The organism is Paenibacillus sp. FSL L8-0708, assembly GCF_038009325.1.
Classification (GTDB): domain Bacteria; phylum Bacillota; class Bacilli; order Paenibacillales; family Paenibacillaceae; genus Paenibacillus_AQ; species Paenibacillus_AQ odorifer.
Window position 1 is genome coordinate 7,488,246 of record NZ_JBBPBC010000001.1, and the last position, 24,476, is coordinate 7,512,721.

General features: G+C 43.3%; 22 protein-coding genes and 1 riboswitch. Of the genes, 4 read left to right on the plus strand and 18 right to left on the minus strand.

Annotated elements, in window-relative coordinates; genetic code table 11:
• Positions 1-224: 224 nt before the first annotated feature.
• From NYE58_RS35065 to NYE58_RS35100, 8 genes are all read right to left on the minus strand, one after another.
• Entirely contained in the window at positions 225-5,552 is a 5,328-nt protein-coding gene (locus NYE58_RS35065; RefSeq protein WP_341004131.1) for an NPCBM/NEW2 domain-containing protein, read from the minus strand.
• The gene (locus tag NYE58_RS35070; RefSeq protein ID WP_341004132.1) at positions 5,513-6,037 is read right to left on the minus strand and encodes a discoidin domain-containing protein; all 525 of its coding nucleotides are present in this window, start codon (positions 6,035-6,037) and stop codon (positions 5,513-5,515) included. Before NYE58_RS35070 ends, NYE58_RS35065 begins: the two co-directional genes overlap by 40 nt.
• A 257-nt stretch (positions 6,038-6,294) precedes the next feature.
• A riboswitch (cyclic di-GMP riboswitch) is annotated at positions 6,295-6,381 on the minus strand.
• A 157-nt stretch (positions 6,382-6,538) separates the two neighbouring features.
• The gene (locus NYE58_RS35075; RefSeq protein ID WP_076124374.1) at positions 6,539-7,105 is read right to left on the minus strand and encodes a hypothetical protein; all 567 of its coding nucleotides are present in this window, start codon (positions 7,103-7,105) and stop codon (positions 6,539-6,541) included.
• A gap of 115 nt (positions 7,106-7,220) precedes the next feature.
• Complete coding sequence (locus tag NYE58_RS35080) at positions 7,221-8,258, minus strand: EAL domain-containing protein (protein WP_341004133.1); 1,038 nt, start codon at positions 8,256-8,258, stop codon at positions 7,221-7,223.
• Positions 8,255-8,650, minus strand: a complete 396-nt coding sequence (locus NYE58_RS35085) for a Crp/Fnr family transcriptional regulator (protein ID WP_312147483.1) — start codon at positions 8,648-8,650, stop codon at positions 8,255-8,257. The genes NYE58_RS35080 and NYE58_RS35085 overlap by 4 nt, the downstream gene beginning before the upstream one ends.
• Before the next feature lie 210 nt (positions 8,651-8,860).
• Positions 8,861-9,850 (minus strand): sensor domain-containing diguanylate cyclase, encoded by a 990-nt coding sequence (locus NYE58_RS35090; protein WP_076124160.1) that lies wholly within the window; start codon positions 9,848-9,850, stop codon positions 8,861-8,863.
• A gap of 38 nt (positions 9,851-9,888) precedes the next feature.
• On the minus strand, positions 9,889-10,683 hold the full coding sequence (locus NYE58_RS35095; protein ID WP_076220289.1) for an alpha/beta fold hydrolase: 795 nt from the start codon (positions 10,681-10,683) through the stop codon (positions 9,889-9,891).
• Positions 10,684-11,110: 427 nt separating this feature from the next.
• A complete protein-coding gene (locus tag NYE58_RS35100; protein WP_076124164.1) occupies positions 11,111-11,872 on the minus strand; it encodes an SDR family oxidoreductase in 762 nt (253 codons plus the stop codon).
• A gap of 203 nt (positions 11,873-12,075) precedes the next feature.
• On the opposite strand from NYE58_RS35100, the gene NYE58_RS35105 reads away from it, so the two are divergent.
• Positions 12,076-12,708, plus strand: coding sequence for a TetR/AcrR family transcriptional regulator (locus tag NYE58_RS35105; protein ID WP_256718954.1), 633 nt, complete (start codon positions 12,076-12,078; stop codon positions 12,706-12,708).
• A 68-nt stretch (positions 12,709-12,776) separates the two neighbouring features.
• Here NYE58_RS35105 and NYE58_RS35110 read toward each other — a convergent pair whose 3' ends face one another.
• The 4 genes from NYE58_RS35110 to NYE58_RS35125 form a co-directional block, all read right to left on the minus strand.
• Complete coding sequence (locus tag NYE58_RS35110) at positions 12,777-14,885, minus strand: carbohydrate-binding domain-containing protein (protein ID WP_341004134.1); 2,109 nt, start codon at positions 14,883-14,885, stop codon at positions 12,777-12,779.
• Between the two features lie 23 nt (positions 14,886-14,908).
• Entirely contained in the window at positions 14,909-15,589 is a 681-nt protein-coding gene (locus NYE58_RS35115) for a DUF4956 domain-containing protein (RefSeq protein WP_076132792.1), read from the minus strand.
• Positions 15,582-16,325, minus strand: coding sequence for a polyphosphate polymerase domain-containing protein (locus NYE58_RS35120; RefSeq protein ID WP_076105108.1), 744 nt, complete (start codon positions 16,323-16,325; stop codon positions 15,582-15,584). The genes NYE58_RS35115 and NYE58_RS35120 overlap by 8 nt, the downstream gene beginning before the upstream one ends.
• 108 nt (positions 16,326-16,433) lie before the next feature.
• Positions 16,434-16,556: a hypothetical protein gene (locus NYE58_RS35125; protein WP_341004135.1), complete on the minus strand. Its 123-nt coding sequence runs from the start codon at positions 16,554-16,556 to the stop codon at positions 16,434-16,436.
• 76 nt (positions 16,557-16,632) lie between these two features.
• Here NYE58_RS35125 and NYE58_RS35130 point away from each other — a divergent pair, with 76 nt between their 5' ends.
• The gene (locus NYE58_RS35130) at positions 16,633-17,310 is read left to right on the plus strand and encodes a response regulator transcription factor (protein ID WP_076099753.1); all 678 of its coding nucleotides are present in this window, start codon (positions 16,633-16,635) and stop codon (positions 17,308-17,310) included.
• Positions 17,310-18,584, plus strand: coding sequence for a sensor histidine kinase (locus NYE58_RS35135; RefSeq protein ID WP_341004136.1), 1,275 nt, complete (start codon positions 17,310-17,312; stop codon positions 18,582-18,584). Before NYE58_RS35130 ends, NYE58_RS35135 begins: the two co-directional genes overlap by 1 nt.
• Before the next feature lie 60 nt (positions 18,585-18,644).
• On the opposite strand, the gene NYE58_RS35140 is transcribed toward NYE58_RS35135, so the two are convergent.
• Complete coding sequence (locus NYE58_RS35140; RefSeq protein ID WP_341004137.1) at positions 18,645-19,400, minus strand: class I SAM-dependent methyltransferase; 756 nt, start codon at positions 19,398-19,400, stop codon at positions 18,645-18,647.
• The gene (locus NYE58_RS35145) at positions 19,397-19,957 is read right to left on the minus strand and encodes a hypothetical protein (protein WP_076220564.1); all 561 of its coding nucleotides are present in this window, start codon (positions 19,955-19,957) and stop codon (positions 19,397-19,399) included. The genes NYE58_RS35140 and NYE58_RS35145 overlap by 4 nt, the downstream gene beginning before the upstream one ends.
• A 95-nt stretch (positions 19,958-20,052) precedes the next feature.
• Here NYE58_RS35145 and NYE58_RS35150 point away from each other — a divergent pair, with 95 nt between their 5' ends.
• Positions 20,053-20,967 carry a phosphatidate cytidylyltransferase gene (locus tag NYE58_RS35150; protein ID WP_076132799.1) on the plus strand — a complete coding sequence of 305 codons (915 nt, stop codon included), beginning with the start codon at positions 20,053-20,055 and terminating at the stop codon, positions 20,965-20,967.
• A gap of 22 nt (positions 20,968-20,989) precedes the next feature.
• Here the strand turns inward: NYE58_RS35150 and NYE58_RS35155 are convergent, their stop codons facing one another.
• From NYE58_RS35155 to NYE58_RS35170, 4 genes are all read right to left on the minus strand, one after another.
• Complete coding sequence (locus NYE58_RS35155; RefSeq protein ID WP_341004139.1) at positions 20,990-21,646, minus strand: uracil-DNA glycosylase family protein; 657 nt, start codon at positions 21,644-21,646, stop codon at positions 20,990-20,992.
• A 97-nt stretch (positions 21,647-21,743) separates the two neighbouring features.
• Positions 21,744-22,982 (minus strand): amidohydrolase, encoded by a 1,239-nt coding sequence (locus NYE58_RS35160; protein WP_341004140.1) that lies wholly within the window; start codon positions 22,980-22,982, stop codon positions 21,744-21,746.
• Positions 22,983-23,086: 104 nt separating this feature from the next.
• The gene (locus NYE58_RS35165) at positions 23,087-23,851 is read right to left on the minus strand and encodes a polysaccharide deacetylase family protein (protein WP_341004141.1); all 765 of its coding nucleotides are present in this window, start codon (positions 23,849-23,851) and stop codon (positions 23,087-23,089) included.
• On the minus strand, positions 23,851-24,456 hold the full coding sequence (locus tag NYE58_RS35170) for a YkoP family protein (protein ID WP_256721909.1): 606 nt from the start codon (positions 24,454-24,456) through the stop codon (positions 23,851-23,853). The genes NYE58_RS35165 and NYE58_RS35170 overlap by 1 nt, the downstream gene beginning before the upstream one ends.
• Positions 24,457-24,476 lie beyond the last annotated feature (20 nt).

Below are 24,476 nucleotides of genomic sequence, written 5' to 3' on the forward strand. Positions count from 1 at the left end.
CGCATACATTATTTACTTCTTTGTATAAAAAGCTTCAATTGGAGTATTCATTTAAATTTGGCGCATTTCTGATTAAGTATAGTTAAAAGACTACACCGCTTATAGTGAGCGTTGTCATTTCTTTTGTCATATGACAAAATGGATATTTTTACATAAAAACCCCTCATTTAAAAACTGGCGAACCATGGTTATAGAGACCACAATCCGCCTGCTTTCTTGGGAATTTAATTATTATCAATAAAAGAAATGATTTGCACGAGATTACCTGCGACTTGGTAAGTTAACCCCAGCATGTAAGTTCCTTTCTCCTCGTTCGATAGGTCAATAGTGAACACATCCGGATTAGCAGCCCATTCCTTCATATCAAACACAATTTCTTTAGATGTTCTAGTGTTTCTTACCCCAGCTGAATTAGGGATCACTTTGCTGCCATCGAGCCCTTTCACCAGATTGGCCACTTCAACTACAGGTCCCTTAAATTCTCCTACCTCTACCATTTGTGGGTCGGCCAATAAGCTCGTTAGTTTAGTTAATCCTTGTAATGGGGAGAAATCTGTAATTTCATTTCCAGTAATATCAAGTGTCTCTAGGTTCTTCGCGTACTGCAAACCTCCCAAGGATCTGGCTCTTCTGGTTTCGCTGGTTAACGTTGTAAGGTTATACATATCACCTAATGTTAATTCTCCAGTTACGCCCAATGTAGTCTTGATCGAAGCACTTAAATACGGGTCCGCCACAGTAATCAGTTGCGTAAGATCTATTTGGACCAAACCTTCGGTTGCTTGTTGCAACGCTGCTACAGCTTCGTCTACTTCACTTTGCGTAACAGAAGAGTTAGCCAACACTGTCTCTGCTGTCGAGAGGCTGGACGTAAATGCCGCGATGCTCTCAGGTGTGAAGCCTTCTAGAGAAATTGCTTTAGCCGCTGCAATCGCCTGTTCGAGATCTCTAGTGAATAAGTGATCTCCATTCGCGAAATGTAGTTTGGCTCCACCCCATGTAGCATGGTCAGATCCGTTGCCATTTCCCCCGTCTGTGACGACTAATTTCAGTTCTTTTGCTTCATTAATATCCAATTCGATGAATTTCTGCGGATCTCTCGAACCCATGACCCCACTATCGAATTTCTTCTCTCCATCGACAAAAACCTCAAAGCTCACCGAACCAACAGAACCGTACATTTGTCTATCTACACCTACATAGGAAGTGAAATAGTCCGCGTTTTTGTCGCTTAGATTGTATACAATCGTCGAGTTAGAGTGCGCTCCAATTCCTCTTTCATAGGACACTAACTGATTGTTCTCATCTGTTAATCTCAGCGTATTTGCACTAATAGATTTATCCTTCAAAGGTGCAGTATAGCTGTTCTGAGTAGAATTCCAGTCGTAATCCGTCAGATACGTAAAGTCCGTCATGTCTACTACGGCTATAGTTCTAATCTTCGTGGTCGTATTTCCATCACTATCTGTTACTGTGTAAGTGATTGGATACTTTCCAGCCCGGTTGAATTTAACTTGCTCTTGGCCTGTGACCTTCACTTGAGCCGTCAAGTCACCGTCTTCCGAATCCATTGCGGAATAGCTTTCACTGATATCAATCGCTTGACCCACTTTGGTTGAGACAGATTTAGGTATGGTAAGCTCTGGTGTATTGTTCAAGATCATAAACTTCGCATCAGCAAAATCACCGTGATCTGAAGCATTTCCGTTACCTGCATTATCTAACACCAGCCTCAATTCACTTACACCCTTAACAGGTATCCGCGCAAGCTTGGCTTCTGTACCAAATTTCATCAGTCCGCTGTTATAAACCTCTGCCCCATCGGCAAAGATTTTGAAAATTACACTGGAGTTGCTTTGCTCAGGGATATTTCTGTCAACCCCTACATACGTTTCAAAATATTCATAGTTTACACCTGCCAGATTATACACGATTTCAGAGCTGGCATGGGTTCCTAAGCCCTTAGCGAACTCTTTGACCTCGCCATTTACCAGCAGCTTAATCGGATTGTTAGAGCTAGCCTTATCTTTTCGAACCACATTATAATCCGTTTTTGCCGATTGCCAATCTATATCACTCAGGTATTTACTAGCGCTGTATACAACAATCTTTCTGGCCTGCACAGCGGAGTTCCCATCTGAGTCTGTAACTGAAAACTCGACGTTGTAAGTCCCTGTTTTGCTTGATGTGAATCCATTTGAATGCACTTTAACGGCTCCAATTAAGTTACCATCTTCCGTATCAAAAGCTGTTACATCGCTCAACACATCAAATTCGCTGTTCAGCTTAACGAAGGTTGTCTCTTCCGGTACTGTAATGGTAGGTTTGCTTGAATTATTCGAGAACTTCGCATCCGCCCATACCGTATGGTCTGAAGCATTGCCATCCTTAGCATCTGTTGTAACCAGCTTCACCTCTCTTGCGCCAGTCACAGGGATTTTCACAAATTGATGTTCTGTTCCTGCCCGGAAAACATCACTCTCAAATTTCTGTTCTCCATCCACATACACTGCAAAAGTAGCCGAGGAAGGTTTCCCTTTCATGGCTTGATCAATCCCAATGTAGCTTTCAAAGAAGTCGTAACCCTTACCTTCAATATCGTAAACTACCTCAGAGTTGGCATGAACACCAATCCCTTTCGCGTACGTCGCAGCCAACCCTTGGCGAACAAGGGTTATGATTCCTCCGGAAACGGCTTTATCTTTCATTAATTCACCCCAGCCTACAACGACTGACTTGGCATTGAGATCGGAAATATAGGCGTAGTCGCTCGTTACCGTAACCTGTGTGGTTTTCGTTTCCGTAACCCCTTCGCTTTTCACTTCATATACAATTTCGTAGTTGCCTTTTTGCGTTACATCAACGTTATTGGCTTTCAGAGAGACATCTGCAGTAACATCGTTTCCTAGATAGTTAGCCGCTTTTACATAGCTCATCGGATCAAAGGTTTGATTAAGCTTTAAAGTGAGCTGATCTTCAACAGACAAGGCTGGCTTAAAGGCTTTAACCTGTACGGGCTTCAGTGGGTTCAGCTTTTTATCATAACCGACGATCTTGTACGTATAGTTGATACTCGCATCTACATTCTGATCCACAAATTGCTCAGTTCCTGTAAAACCAACTAACACATCATTTCTATACACTTCATATCCTAAAAAGTCTTGCTTAAGCTCTTTATCTATACTGAAACTTAACGTGTTCGTTCTATCCGTGGTGTTAGGTGTGATATTAACCTTAATGGCCAGATTTTTATCCGCCATTCCAGTTCCCTCATAATTAATCACCGAGTTATTTAAATACCATAACTTTTGCGGTGCCGGATACTTGGCTACTTTCGCTTTTGTCTCAGGATTCACAGTGAAGCCATGTCTGGCAAAATAGCTGCTTAAATCTAATCCCAGTACTTCGGAGGAGAACTCCACCAAATACTGCTGCTTGGAATTGTCACCGTTGGTAAGGGTGACCTTCCGCTCCCGATATAGCTTGGTCAGCTCTGTCCAGTATCCCGGATGTGCCAGCTCCAGCTGCCAATAGGCTCCGAGTTGTGCAAATAAGCCCTGCTGATTCATAACCACTTTATTTTCTTCGAGGACATATTTATAGATATCTGATTCATACGGTATACGATTATCTATCGAATTCGCTGCGACAGACATAAACATAGACACCATATTATTAGTTACTTCGCCATATTCCCGTTCACCCATAGCCAAGCGATGCCCAATTTCGTGATTCAGTCCCCAGCCCGGATAGGCTTTATTAAAATCACCTAACATGGTTCCTACTGTTCCAAGTTGGATCCCTGTATGATCTCCCGCTGCATACATCGCACCATAAGGCTGCATCAAGCGAATATTCTCACGAATTAGCTTGGCATCATGAATCTCGCTACTGCCATCCAAGCCATAGAAGGCAAAAATGCTCTTCATCCAGGTGTCATACCCAGTTACGGTGTCCAGCGGGTTATTTCCTTGCGTAATATATTTGTTGTACGCCTCCGTCGCCGTTCCTGTGAATATAACATGATCGCTGGCCATTTCTACCACATCTATGAGTTTACGATCTTGAACATTTGGATGAGCCGCTTTATCTTCGTCCAGTCTTTGTTTGTATGTGATTAAGAAGGTTTTGAATTGTTCTGGATCCGTGGTCTTGGTCATAAAAGGAATCTTTTCTAAACCTTCGAAGCGAATCAATGGCGCTTTCCCTTGTTCCTCAGCTGTATATGGATTGACGATATACACTGTACCGCCCTTAGTCACTTCATGTGCATAATAACTATTCGTAGCAAATTCAGGAACGGTTATAATGTTCTTACCTGGACGCAATTGCACACCTCTAGCCCAAACATTCCAAGCGGCCTCTTGTTGAGAAAAGACTAAAGAAGGTAGCTTATCGTTAGAAGCTGCGTCCACATAAACGTTGATCGTATCTCCAGGCATTGCAACGAGACCTGTAGGCTGGTTGTTCGTACCAAAACCAATTCTCAGGTTTTCCTGCGTATGCTTTTTCATATCTCCACGTTGTTCCGCCTCAATGATGGTACCTTCGGTTTGAACTTCACCATTCACTAGCTTCTTAGCTAAATCCAAAGAATCTTTCAGGATTGGATAGAGCGGATGTACTTTTGCCGCTTCTTCTAATTCGTTGATTGCTTCGACGCTATTATAAGCAGGCACAACCGCACTCATCGTTCCATCTGTGAAAATGCCATTTACAGCTTCGCTTACTTTATCTTCTGTATAAAATCTAAATTCAGCCGCAAAAGGTCTGTTGATATTAGCTTTTGTGAACTTAAATTTTAATCTTTTAAACTTCGTCGGTTCGAATTTAAATTCCAGAAAGTCATTGGTACTAATCGCGGTTCCGCTAGATACAAGTTGGAAGGTCTCTCCTTTACTCGTCTCTGATGCATAGATTTCAAAAGCCTCTGGAAATCCTTTGCGGTTATCTCTAGCCAAAAAAGCCACTCTGTCCAGCACTTCCGCTTGCGCTAGTTCAAACACGACTTCATTCGTGAAGCTTGCATCATTGTTTTTGTTCGTTTCCCAATGCGTAGTGGGCTGGTCATCCAGCATATATTCAGGCTTCGTACCTGAGTAGCTTCCACCGTTCACCGTTACTTTTGATACGTTTGCATTCGGCATTCTATAAGCTTGGCTATAGGCATTTTCATAGGTTGTTCCATACCCTTTTAGCTTCGAAACCTTGGCTGTCGTTGCCTCTACCTGATGGTTCTTCAAAAGGATCTTTGCATTCTCTATCTCTTCTTTAAACTGCGCATACAGTGGATGTGCCTGCACTTCATTCTCTAAAGCTGTTAATTTCTCTGCCGTATCAAAGGCAGTACTAACTTGGCTCAAGGTATCATCTGTAAACAAATTTTTCATTTTAGCAGAGACACTATCCTCTTTATAAAAAGAAAACTCAGCCGCACTCGCCCAATCTTGGTTCGCTTTTTTGAAGACAAATTTAAGTCTCTTAAAAGCCGTAGGTGCGAACTGAATCTCCACTACATCACCGGTTGAGCCTGTATATTCTCCAGAAGACACGAGCGTAAAATCACCCCATCGGTAGTGGAACCATAGATCTCAAATTCTTGAGCAAAACCTTTACCTTTCGCACCGGATTGCCTAGCCGCGTATACCATTCTATTTAATTCAGTGGACTCATTGAAAACAAACACAACCTCATTCGTAAACGTTGAACTATTCGGTTTGCCAGTCTCCCAATGCGTGCTCATATCCCCATCCATAGCCTTAGCTATAGGCGAGCCTGAGTAGTTGCCACCGTTATTTGTGATGGATTTAATATTTGCTGGATTCATTCTAAAAACCTCATTATAGGCATTTAGAGCATCCTTGCCGTACAGCTCAAACGGAATAACCGAAGCGTTGCTTAATAAGTTAACCTTACTTTGCGCCACTGTTTTTGTTACATTTACCTTGCTTGCCTCACTTGCTAAAGCATAACCTGCCTCACTCGAAAAACTGGCCAACATGGCCGCCGATGTAGCGATCGCAATCATTTTCTTCATCTCTTCTTACCCCCAGATGTCATATGAATCTCTCCAGTGCCCAAAAATGGGCACAAAAAAAACTACCCCAAAAGAGTAGCTTGATTGCGTATAAAGTCGCCTAAAAATTAAGACTTAATTTTTATTAAACCTTAACAAGCATAAACGCCTTCAGCGTCCTATAAGGACGGCAAGCGTTTAAGCGAGAAATATAAGATATTAAGTATAGGTGTATAACTTATACTTTCTTATATTTTAACAAAAAGCGTTACACACTCTTTGGCAGCTGGCTGACAATAGTTATGATAACCTTAGTCCCTTTAGCTTTGCGTCCCTACATTTCCATAGGTTTGCCTATGAAGTTTCGAATACATTCAAAGAGTAACATAAGCCTAGATCGGATCGCATGATTAATTGGTATGAAATGAATATAGGTAATTGCAATTAGTTTTTCTTATGTGATAGATATTATTTATCGACCATCCCGGAAGAGAAGGGCATCCTTTAGGACTGTAGGTCTACTTAACTCCCCGATCCAAACAACCGCCGGAACCAATTCCACACATCGCCCGTGATGGGAATTAATCCGAAACCATGTTCGCCAACTGCGATTACACCATATGCCCATTGTCCGATAGCTATGGCACCCCCAGCGATCCTGCCTATCGCTATCGCACCAAACGCCGTATCCCCTATGGCGATGGCCCCTAACGCTTTTTCCGCGATTGCGATCGCTCCTACAGCCACGCCTGCAATCGCAATCGCTCCCACTGCGAAGCCAAGCCAGCTAAGTGCTATTGCTCCGATCGCTAACCACATTCCCAGTGATATTGCTCCTAAGGATAATACGCCCACGCTTATCGCACCTATGGAAATCAAGCCGACAGCTACATCTCCAATAGCGATTAATCCAACGGCTGTCTTCACACGGGGTTTACCTCCACGACCATACGCTTGACCTGAGTATCGCCCTAGATTACTGCGAATACTGATGACCGGAAATGAGGGAGAAGGCCATTGATAATCAATCTCTCGTCCATCAAAGCCCCTAGAATCTGCCCAGCGCGTTACAAATTGATGCCATTTCATATCCATCCCGTCCCCCTTTTCAATTACCTAAATTATACAACCCCGGGGGTTGGCTGTACTCAGACTCTGACCTGAAATTCATCTCATCCTCTGGACGGATATATACTCATTAGGATTACTGTTTGGGAATAGGATCAGGCTTTCCAAATAAATAGCCCTGAAACAACTGATAACCACTCTGCTTAAGCCATTCAAAGTCCTCTCTAAACTCCACACCTTCTGCTAAAGGAACGGATTGGATTTCTAAAGCTTTTTCTAAAAATTGCTTTGCTATTTTCTGTTTGTTCAGATCGCTGGACACACCCTGAACATATTTCATATCCAGCTTCATGTAATGGGGTTTAAGCTCCAATAACATCTCGATCGTGCTGAAGCCCTCACCAACATCATCTAAAGCGTATTCAAATCCCCGATCCTTGTAATATGTCAAAATAGCTTTCAAATGAGCGAGATCATCCACTTTCTCCGTCTCAATAACTTCAAAGACAAAAAGAGAAGGATCGACGCCTAATTGATTGGCCAGTTCAACGGTTGATCTTAAGCAGAACTCTGGAGCGTAGATCGACGTTGGGATAAAATTAATAAACGTTTTTTTATTTAAGGGTGCAGCATATTTTACAGCCGTCATTCTACATAACCGGTCTAAAGCATATAAACGCCCTCGATTCCGTGCCGCCGCAAAAATCTCATTAGGATAGATAAGAGATCCGTCTTCTTTTTTAAATCTGGATAGGAGCTCGTATGCAAAAATCTCTTCCCTTACGTTAACAATCGGTTGGAAGTAGCAAGTAACAAGACCCTTAGTGATAACCTCATCAATCCACTCCATATCAAGTACAGTGGGTAATTCGGATAGAGGTCTCCATGTTTGGTCATCTATACGGAATTCAACCTGCTCCGACTCCATATGGTCATTACAGAAATCCAGAAAATCCCGCACCCCAGCCTCCTTAACTGTAATCACATTTTCTTCCACCTTATGTATCGTATTACTTCTACTCAAGTGATGAATAACCTCAGGTAAAACCCTAAGATTAAGCTCACCATGAGCCTTGATTTCAAAATTCAGATCTCTTACTACACAATGATTACAAGCCACATTCATAACCCCTTTAATAATCGATTCTCTGAATCCCGGAACGGCTCTTCTCAATCGAAATCCGTATACTCCAGTAAATACGCCGGGTCTAACACGGTGATCTGCTGATGTTGAATCTCAATAATCTTTTGCTCTTGCAGATCTTTAAGTACAAGGGTAGCCGTCTCCCTTAACGTTCCGATCATATCACGCGCTCTCGCATCATGAAATTTCATTTCATGTAATAACCGATTCGATAAAAATAAACGGTCCATTTGCAGCAGCATCAATTGCTCCTTAATCAACGGGTAATCGGCAAGCATCTGCTTAAAAGGCTCATGTTTAATCTCAAATAATACAGTATCATTCATAGCCACCGCAGACAGCACTCTTATATTGGAGGGATGGATCACTTCCAGATCGCCATAATCCCCGAATAGATAATGTAGGCATGATCCACATTCCATAGTTTTGTATGCCAACATACTGATAATAAATCATCATCCTGTTATATTCTATCGTAACGTTGTCACATAGGCTTGATGCCAATACGAATTACAAAGGAGATCCATTCATGAAATTCCGAATTCCCTTTTACAGCTTGAAGGGAACAGACATTTTAGAGCAATTAGAGCAAAGAGGATGTATCGTTTATAAATAACAAAAAAAGCCTCCAATTAAAGAAGCTTTTCACTCAAATCCATAATATGCGTAACGCGATTTCTCCCCTGTTCTTTAGAAACGTAAAGCGCTTGATCAGCTTTTTCCAGAAGAGTGATGTCTGTATCGGTTGCTTCAAAGGTAGCTATGCCAATGCTTACCGTAATGCTGCCAATCTCCCAAGTGGAGCTGGCTATGAATTGTCGTAAACTCTCAGCTATAGCCGTGGCATCCGATGAATCTGTATTAGGCAGCAGAAGGATAAACTCCTCACCACCATACCTAGCTACGATATCTTCTTTACGAGATTGGGACTTCAGGATACTCGCCAATTTCTCCAGGACATAATCACCCATCTGATGACCGTAGGTGTCATTCACATTTTTAAAGTGATCAATATCTAGAATACATAATGAAAAAGGCGCCTGATCACGGTGATACGCTGCAATCTGCTCTTCCAGCTTTTCTTGCAGGAATCTTCTATTCTTTAATCCAGTAAGCTTGTCTGTAGTAGATAGCTCTACTAAAACGGCATTCATCTCCAGCAACTCAGCTTGCTTTTGCTCGATTTCCAGGTGAATTTGTTTGAGCTTTGCAAGCGCCTGATCTTTTTCCCAATAAGCCTCTTCTATTTGCTTCTTCGCAGATCGTAGCTCTAGCTCATAATCAATACGTTTGCCCATCTGTACGAGAATACAATCAATGACCTCTACACCTTCACACTCAAGGCGTCTGCCATTTAACAAGTAAGGCACGGCTTGCCCCTTGCTGTCCTTCAAATTGATAAATAGCTCTTCTACATGTCCATTCAGATTGATAAAAGGATAGAAGTATGAATGAAAAATAAGCTTGTTTGCCGTAGACATGATAGATTCAAAATGTTTATTTACCAAATCAACCTGCTGATATCCCATCCCATCCAAAAAGGTTTGATTCACATCGAGGATCATTCCTTCATGGGTAATGGAAACATATCCGCATGGCGCATATTTTAACCGGTCATCCATTGTCTAAATATCCTTTCAACACCATAATCTTCTCCATCTCACCCAAGATACTCATTAATCAAAGTAATGGTCTCCTGGGGATGGCTAATATGTGGATAATGGCCCTTGGCCTCCATTAACCGGAACGTACTATTATTCATATGTCTATGTAAATATTCTCCTACTTCTATAGGAACGATACTATCATCCGAGCATTGCAATATGAGGGTAGGCACTGTCGCTTTAGGCAGATCTTCTCGATGATCCGAAAAAAATGTAACTTCCGCAAATTCTCTAGCGATAATAGGGTCGGCCGAAATAAAACTTCGTTCCAGCTGTTTAGTCAACATCGGGTCAGGGTTATTCATCGCAAGTGGAGCCATAAAGCTAGCCCAGCCCGCGAAATTCATCTCCATCATATCCAGAAGCTCAGTAATATCACTTTTTTCAAAGCCCCCGAAATAAGCATCTCCCTCATTTAAATAACGTGGGGAAGGTCCGATCATAATCATTTTATCAAAATAATCCGGCCGCTCGATTGAAGCAAGCAAACCGATCATAGAGCTAATAGAATGACCTATAAAAATAAGATCCTTGAGTTCAAATGTTTCGATGACATCTAGTACATCCTGTACATAACCATGGAGAGTATGATATTTATCCGATGTATAGGCGCTTAAATCTGAATGGCCTGAGCCTACATAATCAAATAGAACGATTCGATACTTTTTCTCAAATGATGGCGTGATAAACTGCCACATGCTTTGATCACACCCAAATCCATGCGCAAAAAGGATAGTTTTTTCTCCTGCTCCAATGACTTTTACATGATTCCGCACCATAACATCGTTCATTTCATATAACTCCTCTATAGTTAGCATTCTCTCTATTTTGCAGGGTTCCCCTGGAAATATCAAGCGTAGAAAAAACTCCGCTAGATTAATCTCTAGCGGAGTTTTATGTAGCCTCCCGTTTGGGTCATCATTTGGCAAAATGGTAGCGTGCTGGGGCACCCCTGCGTTCAATCCGATAACATTTTGCCCCAAAAAATTGGTTAGAGGACCCAGAAGACCTTAAATGCGCCATTATTCCACATTTGAATTGCTATCGGACTCCACTGCAGCTATTGGCGCGAAAACACAAAATATGGGCCGATTTATATGAAATAGCGTCTCTGGAGTCCGAATCCCTTCTCAAAAGGCTGAAAATTTGCGAATAACGTCATCTGTGTCCCTAAGACTCCGTGGATAAATTGTTGAGGCAGAGGTAGACAACCAACATTTAGAATGCAGAAGTCCAACCCGCATCAGCAGCGATGATAGCTCCGTTTACAAAACTGGAATCATCCGAAGCCAGGAATAACGCAACTTGTGCGATTTCTTCAGGTGTACCTACACGAGGGATCACAGCCTGTGTTAATTGCGTACGGCTCACGCCGAATTCATTTATATTTTTCATTGAAGCACTGATGTTTGTGGCAGTAGCTCCTGGTGCGATAGCATTACAACGAATCCCTTTGTTGGCATACATAAAAGCTGTGTTTTTCGTCAAGCCTACTACAGCATGTTTAGAGGCAGTATAAGTTGCTCCCGCATGGGCACCACTTACGCCACCTGTAGAAGCGGTATTAACGATAACCCCTTTTCCTTTTTCCAGAAAAATAGGCAGTGCTTTACGAGTGGACCGCATTACACTTTTGGTATTGATATCAAAGATAAGATCCCATCGTTCATCTGTAATATCACCAACTGGCTCAAAGCCATCCATAATCCCTGCGTTATTCACTAAAATATCTAGCGTGCCATATTCTTTTACAGCGGTATCAATCATGCTATCAATATCTCCAACCAGGGCAACATTTACTTTCAGTGCCTTAGCTACTCCACCGTTACTATTGATCCCTGCGGCTACTTGTTCAGCACCTTCTAGGTTCAGATCGGCTACAATCACTTTTGCCCCTTCTTTAGCGTACAACTCTGCGATAGATTTCCCCATACCCGATGCCGCCCCAGTAACCACTGCAACTCTGTCTTGAAGTTTCATGTTGGAAGTCTCCTTTACGTTTATCTATAATGTAAATATCAATATATAAAATCTCTTTAACGCTTAAAATTTATACTACTCAAGTTTAATCCTCTAAAATTTAACTATCAATATACAAATGAGACACCAAATGTTCATAAATATATATAACGTGGGATTCTGTTCAAATAGGATTAGAAAATAGACAGTTAGGTGGTCTTCTGTTGCTTAAAAATAATCGGAGAACTAGCAAATCGCGTAAAGAGCTTAAAAACGCATTGATATTACTCATGGAAAAAAAGAATTTCCGCACCATTACGATAACCGATATCGTTACCCTTGCCGATTTAAACCGCGGAACCTTCTATAAACATTATCAAACCAAAGAAGAACTTCTAAATGAGCTAATTGATGATGTGTTGGAGGATTTAATTAAGGCTTATAAAGAACCCTATCTTCATACCGATAAATTTATAGTTAGTGAGCTGACCACCTCGAGCATCAAGATTTTTGAACATGTGGTCTCTTACTCTAATTTTTATACCATCATTATAAATTCCAATGTTCTGCCAGGGTTCCAAAATAGGATTTGCGACCTCTTAAAGGAGCTCACCAAGCGGGACTTAGTCGCAGTTAATAACACTAATACCAATGTAAATATCGAATTGTTTTCCAGTTATACCGCCTATGCTCTATTTGGATTAATCATAGAGTGGGTAAAAGGCGGATTTAAATATACAGCTAACCATATGGCAGAGCAGCTGATTGAAATTCTGTCTTTTAATTCACATAATGTGATCATCAACACTTCAAATCAACCGATTAAACAGAATTCCATCCCTATTAACGGCGACTAATTTATCTCAAACTAAAAAAAGCCACTCCAAAATAATGCTGGAGTGGCTTTTGATATGCAATTTATAACCTAAGGTCTTCTGTTTCCACCACCACCGCCACCTGGACCTTGATTAGTGTTTGCGGTTGTTACTCCGGATTCATTTAGCCAAGTTACGCTGCTTGTAATTTCGAACGCTACTACTTTTGTTCCTCCTGTATATTCACCATCCGTATACAGTCCGTTCGCTTCACTACCGGTCGAGGTACCTCCCGAGTAGAGGGTGTAAGAACCGCCGTCCTTCAGATCCGGTGAACTAATCACCACCGTTTGATAGCTCTTCGAAGGAGCAAAGGTCAGGATCGAGTTGCCTTCGCTGTCCTCTAGATGAACCAATGTTCCAGCCTCCTGGGTCTGAGGGAAGGTCATGCTGACTGCATGTTGGCTAGAGGTGTCAGACGGTGCTTGTGCCATGCCCGAACTTCCCGCAGCCACCAAAGTTCCTCCACTCTGTTCAAAGCTACCGTCGAAATCAAGTGCACCGTTACCGCTATTGGTAGGTCCATTGACAATAACCGTGCCACCCGACATTGTGATGGAGCCGTTCGAATCCAGCCCGTCACCTGAAGCATCGACCGTTAGTGTTCCTCCACTAATCGTTAGCATATTGCTAGCAGAATCGCTGAATTGATCCTGCTCCTGAGGGCCGCCGCCTACAGTCGCCTCATCGTTACCTCCTGCTACATTCACTCCATCATCAGAAGCAACCACATGAGCTTCGCCACCGGAAATCTCGATGTTTGCTCCTTCAATCCCTTCGTAGCTCTTCGTAATATCAATTTTACCACCAGATATCGCCACCAAAGCATCCGCATGGATTCCATCGTCGCCAGTTTTGATGTTGAATTCTCCATCAGCTATAGCAATGTTACTGTTGCTGTGCACTGCATCATCAGCAGAATCGATGGTAAAGGTTCCGTTATTTAAGCTTATATCTCCTCCAGCCTTCAAGCCTTTAGTACTTGGTGTTTCAGATTCTGTAGTTGTTGTCGTTGTTGTCGTTGTTGTCGTTGTTGCCGTTGTTGCCGTTGTTGCCGTTGTTGATGCTTCCGTTGTTGGTATCTCCGGTTTTGTTTCTGGCATCGTCTCTGGTTTGGTTTCAGATGTTGAGGTTCCTGTTGTTCCTGGTGCTTGATCCCCTGTTCCCTGACCTCGGCCACCTCTCATGCCCATACCTTGCCCTTGATCACCTGTTTTCACTTCACCCTTCTCGTTGCCCCCACCCGTAACTAAGGTGTATGTTCCGCCATCTATTACAAGTGAAGTCTCAGCTTGAATTCCATCATTACCAGCCGTAATATCAAATGTTCCTGCTGCTATTGCTATGAAGCCTTTGTCCGTCTCAGTATCGTTGGTTGATTTCATTCCATCGCCTTCTGCCGTTATGCTGATATTTCCGTCTTGTACAGCGACAAGATCTTTACCTACAATCCCGTCATCGGCAGCCTTAATTTCAATAGTGCCACCCATAATTTTCAGATCGTCCTTGCTCGTAATTCCGTCATTATAGTTAGCGTAAACAGATAGCTTCCCGGTCCCATTAATCGTTAAATCCGCTTTACTGAAGATAGCCGCACTCGGTTCATCTGTAGTTTCATCGGCATACACGTAAGTTGCTCCATCAGATACGGAGTTCTCCGTCCCGTCTTCCAAGGTAATGATCACTTTCCCCGCTTCTTTAATATCAATTGCTGCACTATCGCTGTTCGTGATGTTCACACCGTTCAGTACCAAGTGCACAGTACCTTCATCCTGATTATTAACTACAATCTGTCCATCACTCAGCTTACCAGACAGCACATAAGTTCCTGCTGCAGTAATTGTCACTGAGCCATCCTTAGACTCAGCCCCGGTGCCGTCAACAAGCGCACTTGTTCCAGCCAAAGCAATTTCCGTCGATTGGTCAGCCGTCCAAGTTGTATTAGAATCCTCTTCATCGAACGTCACCAGATCGGATAGTTTGGCGCTTGCCAGTTGCACTCCCGTGACAGCCCCGTTCTGAGTTATCGTTGTTGCCGAGGCTGCTGCTGTACCCGCGGCTTCAGACTGTGTTGTTGTGGAATTGGTGCTGCAAGCCGACATAAGTAATGCACACAATAGCAAGATTCCTACTTTACTTCCGGTTATATATTTATCCATTTTTCATCCATCCTTTCGTTATCTTAATAGTCATTAGCAGTTGGAGTCATGGTCAGAGACAGGTCTAAATTACCGTTCCGGGTACGAATCGCATCCAAAAATTCCTTCTGGTTCACAGCCTCACCCAGCGTTACAGCGTAGACCAGTTCATATAAACTGCCAAGCTCAGTCGTTCTAATCTTTTTAAGCTCATACCCAACGTTATATTTATTGAACACTTCAGCGAAGGCTTCCTCATATCCCAGACTCTCCGGGATGGTTACCTTTAATGTTTTTTGCGACGTTGTTCTTACGCCAAAGTTAGTCCGGTTAAGGATAAACATAAGAGCGCAAAGGATAAGGGTGAACAAGACTGCATATCCAAAGGAACCCACTCCACAGGCAAGTCCAGAAGCCATGGTGAACAGAACAAATGTGATATCCTTCGGATCGCCCGGCGCACTTCTAAACCGAATGATGGAGAACGCCCCGGCAAGACTGAAAGCTCTGGCAACATTACTGCCGATAAGCAAAATGATGATGGCCACAATTACGGGCAGTAGTACCATTGTTAGTGTGAAGCTTTGCGAATAGCCGCTGGCATTGGTCTTCATATAGGTGTAGCTAATGATCCCGCCAAGAGCAATAGCTATAAAAATAGTTAGCAGTGCGTTGGTAAACGTTAACTCTGTACTAGTTGCTACGGTAAATAATGAATCAAGCATAGAGGGCACTCTCCCGTTCTGTTTTACTGTTCTTCAGCATTTTTTTATATTCGTTGCCGTACTTGGAGAAGCTTGTACGGTACATTTGATGCTCTGAGAGCATTTTGGCCAGCCAGACCGGAATCGTGTTCTCAGCTTTTACTTCCATAAGCCACTGCCCCGGCTCCAGCAAGGGTTCGCCATGAACACCGTGCTCCATCTTCAGATCGTACCGGCGGCTGCGAATATTTGTATCGAATGTAATTCTTAGATCGCGATTGTTTTTACAGAACAACGCTTTTCGGTCATAAGACAGATACACCTTGGGCTGCAAATCATAGCGTGTCAGAAAATATTTGATCTCTTCAATCACCTGTTTATTCATGTAATCCTTGAATTCCGGTTCCATACCGGTGGCGACAAAATCATAAGCCTCGTTTAATTTGAGCGACGTTCTTCTTTTATTAACAAGACCAAATACCTTCTTTTTGATTTCCAGATACACCTTCGTATCTTGATTTGGAACACCGTATGCTCTTAAACGAAGCTTCTCTTTGTACTTGGGCTTCGCAAGACTGTTACGAATCAGGGTGTTGTGCTCCGTGTCATAATATAAGTTGGTTATGGAGTAAAACTCATGTTGCTTGTTGAAATCGTCTAGTTCCATGTATTCAAGCAATTGGTTATAAAATTTATAGTAGGCTTCGTTGTCCAACAAATATTTGTTCTCATAACGGTTGAATACCTCAATCGCCATATGTGATCAATCCTTTCTGTTTATCGTTGTCTCGTGTGCTTATGAATGTATCTTAGATCCCAAACCTTTAATGAATCTTAAATGGTTTTACAAATTATTGATTATCTTTTACATTCCCTTAACACAGGTGTAAGTCGTAACTGCGGTGAATGTTGGACTTCCGGCCGCTGTTGTCTGCAGATTTCTTGATTTCAAACTGCTGTTCGCAGTCACTTCTATCTCAACCTTCATTAAGGTTCAATAAAGGTAATCCTGATATAATGACCTCAATAACAAATACTGGTTCTATGTAGGGGATGGCAAAACCATGAGAATATTAATAGTAGAAGACGAGCTTCATCTCGCTGAGGCCTTAACTCAAATATTAAAAAAACATAATTATTCGGTGGATGCAGTCCATGACGGCAGGTCGGGTCTGGATTACGCACTAAGTGGAATCTATGATTTGCTGCTGCTCGACATCATGCTGCCTGAGATGGATGGGGTCAGCGTCCTCAAGACGCTGCGGAAAAAGGGGATACCCACTCCCGTTATCCTGCTTACCGCAAAGGGTGAAATTACAGATATGGTCACTGGGCTGGACTATGGGGCTGACGATTATATCGCCAAACCTTTTTCCTCGGAGATCTTATTGGCAAGAATAAGGGCTGTACTAAGACGTAAAGGCGAGGTGATACCAGATGATGCTTTAAAGTTCGGGGATATTGAACTGAATACATCCAATCTGAAGCTTACCGTGGGTGGCAAAGAGATCAAGCTCAATCTAAAGGAATGCGAGCTATTGGAGCTTCTGATCTTGAGGAAACAAGCTGTAACCTCCAAAGAACAAATTATTGAGAAGCTGTGGGGCTTTGATTCAGATGCTGAGCACAATAATGTAGAGGTGTATATTTCTTTTTTGAGAAAAAAACTGACCTTCTTAAATTCGACCGTACGCATTAGTACGATCAGAAACGTAGGGTATGTATTAGAGGTGACGACCTAATGTTCACGAAGCTCAGAAATCGGTTTCTTATTGTTAACTTAGTCACCATCTCGGTGATCATGCTTGTGGCCTTCATCTCCATATATGTAATTACGTACCGGGATGTCCAAAACGATATTCAGATGGATCTTCACAGAATCATGGAAAACTACAAGTCTCCCGGTGGTGACACAGGACGATTAGGCAATACCAAAGGAGGAGCCACGTTACCACGTGTGGATAATAAACGTACGGATAACGGAACACCTCCTCCAGAACGCTCAATCTCATTTATGCTGAAAATAGATACAGCGTCCAACCTTACGGGGAAAGATTCCAAATTTACTATGGACGATGAATTTTATAATACGGCTCTGCAAGAAGCACTAAGCGCCGGTAAAGATACCGGAAGGTTCACCTTGGATAGCAGCAAATGGATCTTCAACATCCAGCATACGAATGATGGGGCGATGCTTGTATTTCTGGACATCACTGCAGAGCAAAAAATCCTCACCAATCTAATCTATACCTTCTCTGTAGTTGGCTCAGTGATGCTGATTATCTTGTACTTCGCTAGCCGCTTTTTTGCTAATCGTTCAATTGCGCCGGTAAAGGAGGCTTTTGAGAAACAGAAACAATTTATTGCGGATGCTTCCCATGAGTTAAAGACGCCGTTGACTATTATTAACACCAATGCGGATGTTCTCCTGTCCAACAGTGATGACACCATTCACAATCAGTCCAAGTGGCTGCACTATATCAAATCGGAAACAGAAAGAATGACCAGCCTGACCAATGATCTGCTGTACCTGACCGAGATGGACGATTCCAGATCGAGAATGATTTATTCGAAATTCAATCTGAGCGACGTGGTTGAAAATATCATTTTAACGATGGAAGCTGTAATCTTTGAGAAGCATATCTCCCTTGAATATGATATCGAGCCTGATCTGACAGTGCTAGGCAATAGTGAACAGATCAAACAAGTGATCATGATTCTCTTGGACAATGCTGTAAAATATTCGAACCCTAAAGGTTCAGTCACCTTATCCCTTAAAAAACAGCATAATGACATGGTATTAGCGGTCACCAATACTGGGGAGGGCATTGCGCCGGAGCACTTAGCGAGCATCTTTGACCGATTCTACCGTACAAATGCTTCCCGGGCGCGTAAACAAGGGGGATATGGCCTAGGGCTGGCGATTGCCAAATCCATTATCGAGCAGCACAAAGGAAAAATTCATGCCAAAAGTTTCGTCGGCGAGTCCACCACGTTTTACGTACATCTTTCATAACTACCAAGTAAAAAAGACTCAGACCCTGTTATCTCAAAGGTTTGAGTCTTTTTATTTACTTTACACTTCGCCCCAATAAATTTCGGTATTATAATCAAAAAACACTTGCCCACCCTGATTATTTCGTTCAAAAATATTCCGCAGCTCGGCCATCATATTCTCATAGCTTGGATCTCCGGGGACCGGAGTGTAGGAAGACGATCGAAGCCGCCCGCTTAATCCCTCCAAATCAAATACCTGCTGATTGCTAAAATGCGCTACTTGCATCTGTCCTTTCTTGAAAAAGGAACTAAGGATCTCAGGAGTAATGTTCTTATGATTAACTTGAGTGTAGTTCGTCCCGAAGGACTGTAGCAGCTGCTCATATTCCTCCAGAAATGGGGTACCGTAAGTAAGCCGGGAATTCCATATCAGAACCACTTTTCCACCCGGTTTTAGAATCCGCTTGAATTCCAATTGCGTTGCGTCCCTATCAAACCAGTGAAACGCTTGGGCGCATACGATAAAGTCCATGGACTGGTCGGATAATTCTGTATGTTCAGCAGACCCCGGCGATACAGAGAAATGGTTAACCTTTGCGAAATTCTCTTCCGCAGCTCTACGCATTTCCGGATTGGGTTCAACGGCAGTCACACGACTCCCGCGCTCCAGAAGTAATGCTGAGAATATTCCTGTTCCTGCACCAATATCAGCAATATCACAATTGGGTTGGAGCCCAATAGTATTGTACAAATAATCAATGGCTTCTCCAGGATAGCTCGGCCGATATTTTACATACGAATCCACCCGATTAGAAAATATTTCTTTGCTATTCATCCTTCGTCTCCTCCTAGGCGCTCAGGTTCATAATCACTTAATTTACCTTGGTAAACCAATCGCAGCCGATCACTTTGGCGAAAATCATCCGGAGTAACGAGTGCAGGCAGCTTATTCCATAACTTAATGCCCGACCGCTCTAGAATTTCCGCTACAAATTGCGAACAAAAATAAGAGTTACTGAATTCGACAGGCTCCTTCAGGGCAATGCCAATTACGCCGAGAATATTATAGAGATACTTTTGACGGCTTCGGATAAAGACTTGCAAGACCCGCTCCATTTTCTCCACTTCGCGGGCTGTAACTTGAAGTTCATATAGGACACATGTTGTATTAGGGTATTTGCTGAACGTACCTGTCTTAATATCCTCCTTCACAAACCCTCCATTCAGGGGGTTGCTCGGATGCTTTCTGCCAAAGCTATACAGCTCGGAAAGCTCCCGATTAAAGGAGATCGAGGCATGATTATAGGGTGCTTTTGTATAGCCTTGAATGAGCTTCGTAAAAAGCGTCCCGGTATTCGTCAGTAATATAAAGACCGATGGATCTGCTGCCATTTACAATTTTCCCCTTATCAAGTTTGAGCGTTTCCTTCATAATAACATATGAACCCATTAATGGAATCTACTCTAGGACAAGTTGGTGATCAGTTATCGACCGCTCTTTATTAACTATAATTCTTATCTTTGCGGCCTTATCGGCCATTCATTTGATGTATGTAGTTATAGGGAAGCTACAGCCAAATAAGGATTATACGGGCATTGGCTTTCGTATCAAGACGTGGTGGGGAATGCTTTTTATCTTTTGCCTAGCTACCCTATTTAATCCCGTCGTCTCTCTGCTGTCTCTCATGGTGCTCTGCTTCTTTGCACTGAAAGAGTATTTCTCTATGATGAAATCACGAAAATCCGACCGCAGGCTATTTCTGTGGGCGTACTTATCCATTCCGTTGCAGTTCTACTGGATTTATATCGAGTGGTACGGAATGTTTATTGTCTTCATCCCGGTATATGTATTCTTGCTCCTGCCGCTGCCCAGAATGATTAATAAAGGCACGGTTGGTTTTATGCGTAGTGTCAGCTCCACCCAATGGGGGCTTATGCTGATGGTATTCGGACTTAGTCACTTGGCCTACTTTCAATTTGCTACACCGGAGTATGGAGCGGGGCTTGTGCTTTTTCTAGTAGTGCTAACGCAGCTCAATGATGTGGTCCACTATCTGGCATCACTCTATGTAGGAAAGCGGAAAATAGTTCCCACCGCCAATCCGTATTTGACTTGGGAGGGTTTCGCTTTTGCATTTGTCATCACGACAGGAGTTTCCTATCTAATCTATCCCTACCTGACGCCGCTCAACCCAATCTTCGGGTTATTGTCAGGCATGTTGATCAGCTTGAGCGGCTTCTTTGGCAGTTTAACGGTTTCCGTGTTAAAGCGGGATCTGCTAATCGGCGATGGCGATAAATTCGTGGCATTGAAGCAAAGCCATTTAAGCCGGATCGATAGCTTAACCTACACTTCACCGGTCTTTTTTCATGTCATTCGTTATTTTTTCGACTTCATGTAGATCATCTGATGGGGAGCTTGAATCAGCCCTTCCATGAATGATTATGCAGTATCTTCACCATTTGTTCTTGCTGGCTGGCGAACTGCTTATATCGATGTCCGTTGGCGCCCGAGGGGTGGGGAAATCCCCATAAGCAGCGTTGTTTATCAAGCTCACCTGCGGACACAAGGAGTTGAAGTATACTTTCCACTGTTTTTCCTAAGGGAATAATTAAGGCCCGGCTCAGTATGTTCAGCTCCTCACGCAAGGAAGATAATGCCTGCGCCCTGAGGAATGAATTTGAAAGTGGCTTGGGCTGGGCCCCACTATAATTTTTCTTATCCACGAACACGGGAAAACGCAATAAAGAGCTAGTGTGCAGGATCGTCTGCTGCTGAAATAGTTCTTCACAAGAGGTTAGGTTCAAGTGTTGATGCAGTTTAAGTGTATCTAACATATGAATTAACGTGTTCCGCATGGAGCCTGCGAATCTGGCCGCTTCCTTCGCTGTCCTACATACCTCTTCATCTGACAAACCAGCTTCCAGACTTATGATCGCTTCTTGTATCGCTATGCCCATTTGTGTGAACCCGGGCGTTAACCCTATAATGATCACCTTAGCAGAAGGATTAATGTACTCATTATGGGGGGCATAATACATTTCCACCTTGCCATTACGCTCCATTAGAAGCTTATCCACCTGCAGATCCTCTTTAGTTAGCACTGTACCCTTCGGGAGTGAGAGGATCGCCGATTTATACTGTTGCAGATAGGTAGAGAGGAGCATATTATCTGCCTCACATGTCTCTATTTGTTATCGAACCACTCACCAGTCGGCCTTCGTACCAGACGGCTTGGCGCTGCGCTCTTCGGGCAACTGCTTCAGCCGAACAGCTGGCATGCAGCAGCACAAAGCTAGCAGTGTCGCCAACCTTTGGCCATACCTGCTCGCCTTTTGAATCAAGGGGTGTTAATCCTCCTGTTATAAATCCGAGGGATTGAGATAATGCCAATTCATCATTGCAGCCGTACAACTCCGCGTAACGCCCTGCCTTCTCCAGTTGATCTCCATTTCCAAAAGGGGACCAGTGATCAGTAAGGCTATCCGTTGCCAGCTTCACTTTTACCCCTTGGCTGTGCAGCATCGGAAGTGGCATCATCATTCTTCCAATAGGCACTGTGGATGCAATAGTCATACCCAGTGATGCCATCCGTTTAGCTACCTCTTCTGCCTCTTGCTGCTGAGCTCCTGCGAACCAGAACGCATGACTGACCGTGACCTTTCCTTGCAAGCCAGCTTCTTCCGTCAGATCAGCTAACCGCGTCAGTGTTTTCTTTCCCGCTTCTTTTCCATCATGTAAATGAATATCAATGCCGGCATTACTCATCACTGCTAATTCCACCATCGTCTGGAGTGACTTCTCGATATCTCCATCCACCGTATAAGGATCTACTCCGCCTACAAAGGTTGCTCCCTCTGCCAGAGATTGTTTTACCAGCTGTACAGAATCCGAGCGCAGCAGGCCATGTTGCGGAAACGCCACAATTTCAGATGAAATTTTACCCGCGAATGCATTTAATGCTTGTACAGTCGCTTCTAATCGTTGCAAGCCGCTGACAGGCTCAATATTGCAATGGCTGCGCACATGTGTGGCACCAAACCCCTGAATAAGCGTCAGGATGCTCTCTGCTTGTTGTCTCGCCATGGGCAGCAGCTTAGGCAATAATACCTTCTCTTCCTCAATCCGTTCGAAAACACTGGACGCAGGCTTTACCGCTCTCCAAGGTCCATCGAAATATGTTTTATCTAAATGGATATGTGCTTCTTCGAAAGAAGGCAGCATCAACAACTCTTTACAGTCATATTTCGGGAGCTGGCTCTGAAGCTCGATGTCTGCTCCAACAACTTCTGAAATCTTATCCCCGTCAATACGGAGATGACAAACCTTCGTATTCGTACCCGCTACTTGCCCATCCTCAATAACATAACCTTGTTCTAATCTTATATTGGTTAACCAGTAAGAAGCATTCAACATGCTACCCCATCCTTTTCTCAACAATTTATATAGGTACGGACCGCTTTACTCTAAATGTTACCATAGCCCTTGCCATATAAAAAATGATTGGGAAATTTCAATAGCTACAGATCAATTTGACCCCGATGTTTGACTCTGGATCTAGCTTCTCTACTATAATTAACTTCCTTGTTCAGCAGTTCATCTATCCGCAGACACTTCAGACCCTTTTTATCCATTTCTTTTAAGACTTCTTCTAATCCAGTGATCATATTCAAGGGCGCTTCTTCATCTGCCCACGGTGTATCTCCGCTGTCGTGTAGAACAATGATTGAGCCTGGTTTTATTTTTTTTATTAAGGCATCCTTTAATTGCTCTGCACTCAGTGACGCTTTCCAATCTCCGACCATGACAGACCACAATACGATTCGATAAGATTCTCTTAGCAAAAAGAAATCCCCTAGATTAAGAAGCCCCCAAGGTGGGCGGTAAAAGATAGGCCGCTCTCCTGTAATTCGCTCAACAATGTCTGCTGTGCGATCTACTTGCTTCCGTCTATTGGTCCAGGGGAACTGGATCCAGTTGGGTGTATGAGTATAATTATGAATGCCGATTTGGTGTCCTTCTCTGTGCATACGCTCGATCAGTTCTGGATATTGCTGCGCCTTTTTGCCTAATACGAAGAAGGTCGCTTTTATGCCATGCTCTTTTAATAGATCTAGAAGTTCAGGTGTATAACAAGGATCCGGACCGTCATCGAACGTAAACGCAATTTCTTTCTCTGCACCTACCTCCGAGTGAACCCCCCATCCCAATATTCGGGTAAGCGCAAAAGGAACGATCATATAAAGAACAATCAAATCCACTGCTAAAATTATGAAGGCCCACATTAGGAAGCCGCCTCTGTCTTACGCGGGGCAAACCGCGCTTTCAAGGACTGCTTGCTAAGCACAAGCATCATGGGAGATAACTTCTCTGTGCTGTCCTCTACACGATGTTTCCCTTCCGGATGCAGCATGCGAAGTAAAAAACGAAGGTATATCCCGAACCAGTGCCGCTGCCATTTGGACTTGATAGGACGCTGCTCAAACCCTATTCCATGAATAATTCCCCGGTGAAGCAGTGTAATCCCGGTTAGCGCGTTTACTTTGCTTAGTTCCGGATTGCTGTCTAGATCACGACTGATCTCCTTCATAGCCTCGCGAAGCATGCGTGCCGTACGAATTCCGGCCCGATCTGCGCCAAGCGTACGTGTCAGCTGCACAATCTGGCGATTGTCCAAATGAAGCTCACCCACCCAATCTCCCGGAAGTATCCGTTGCCCATCTTGGCAGACCAAACTTTCTCCGTGATATTTCAACACTACCAACTTACATATCCCATATCTACGCACGGACTGACTACGAAATTTGGTGATGACAGCAAATATGTTCTCCCACATTATCCAAAGGGATTGTGAGAATAATTTTATAAATGGAACTGAGGTTACCATCATTTTTCCTTCTTCCTGTTTAA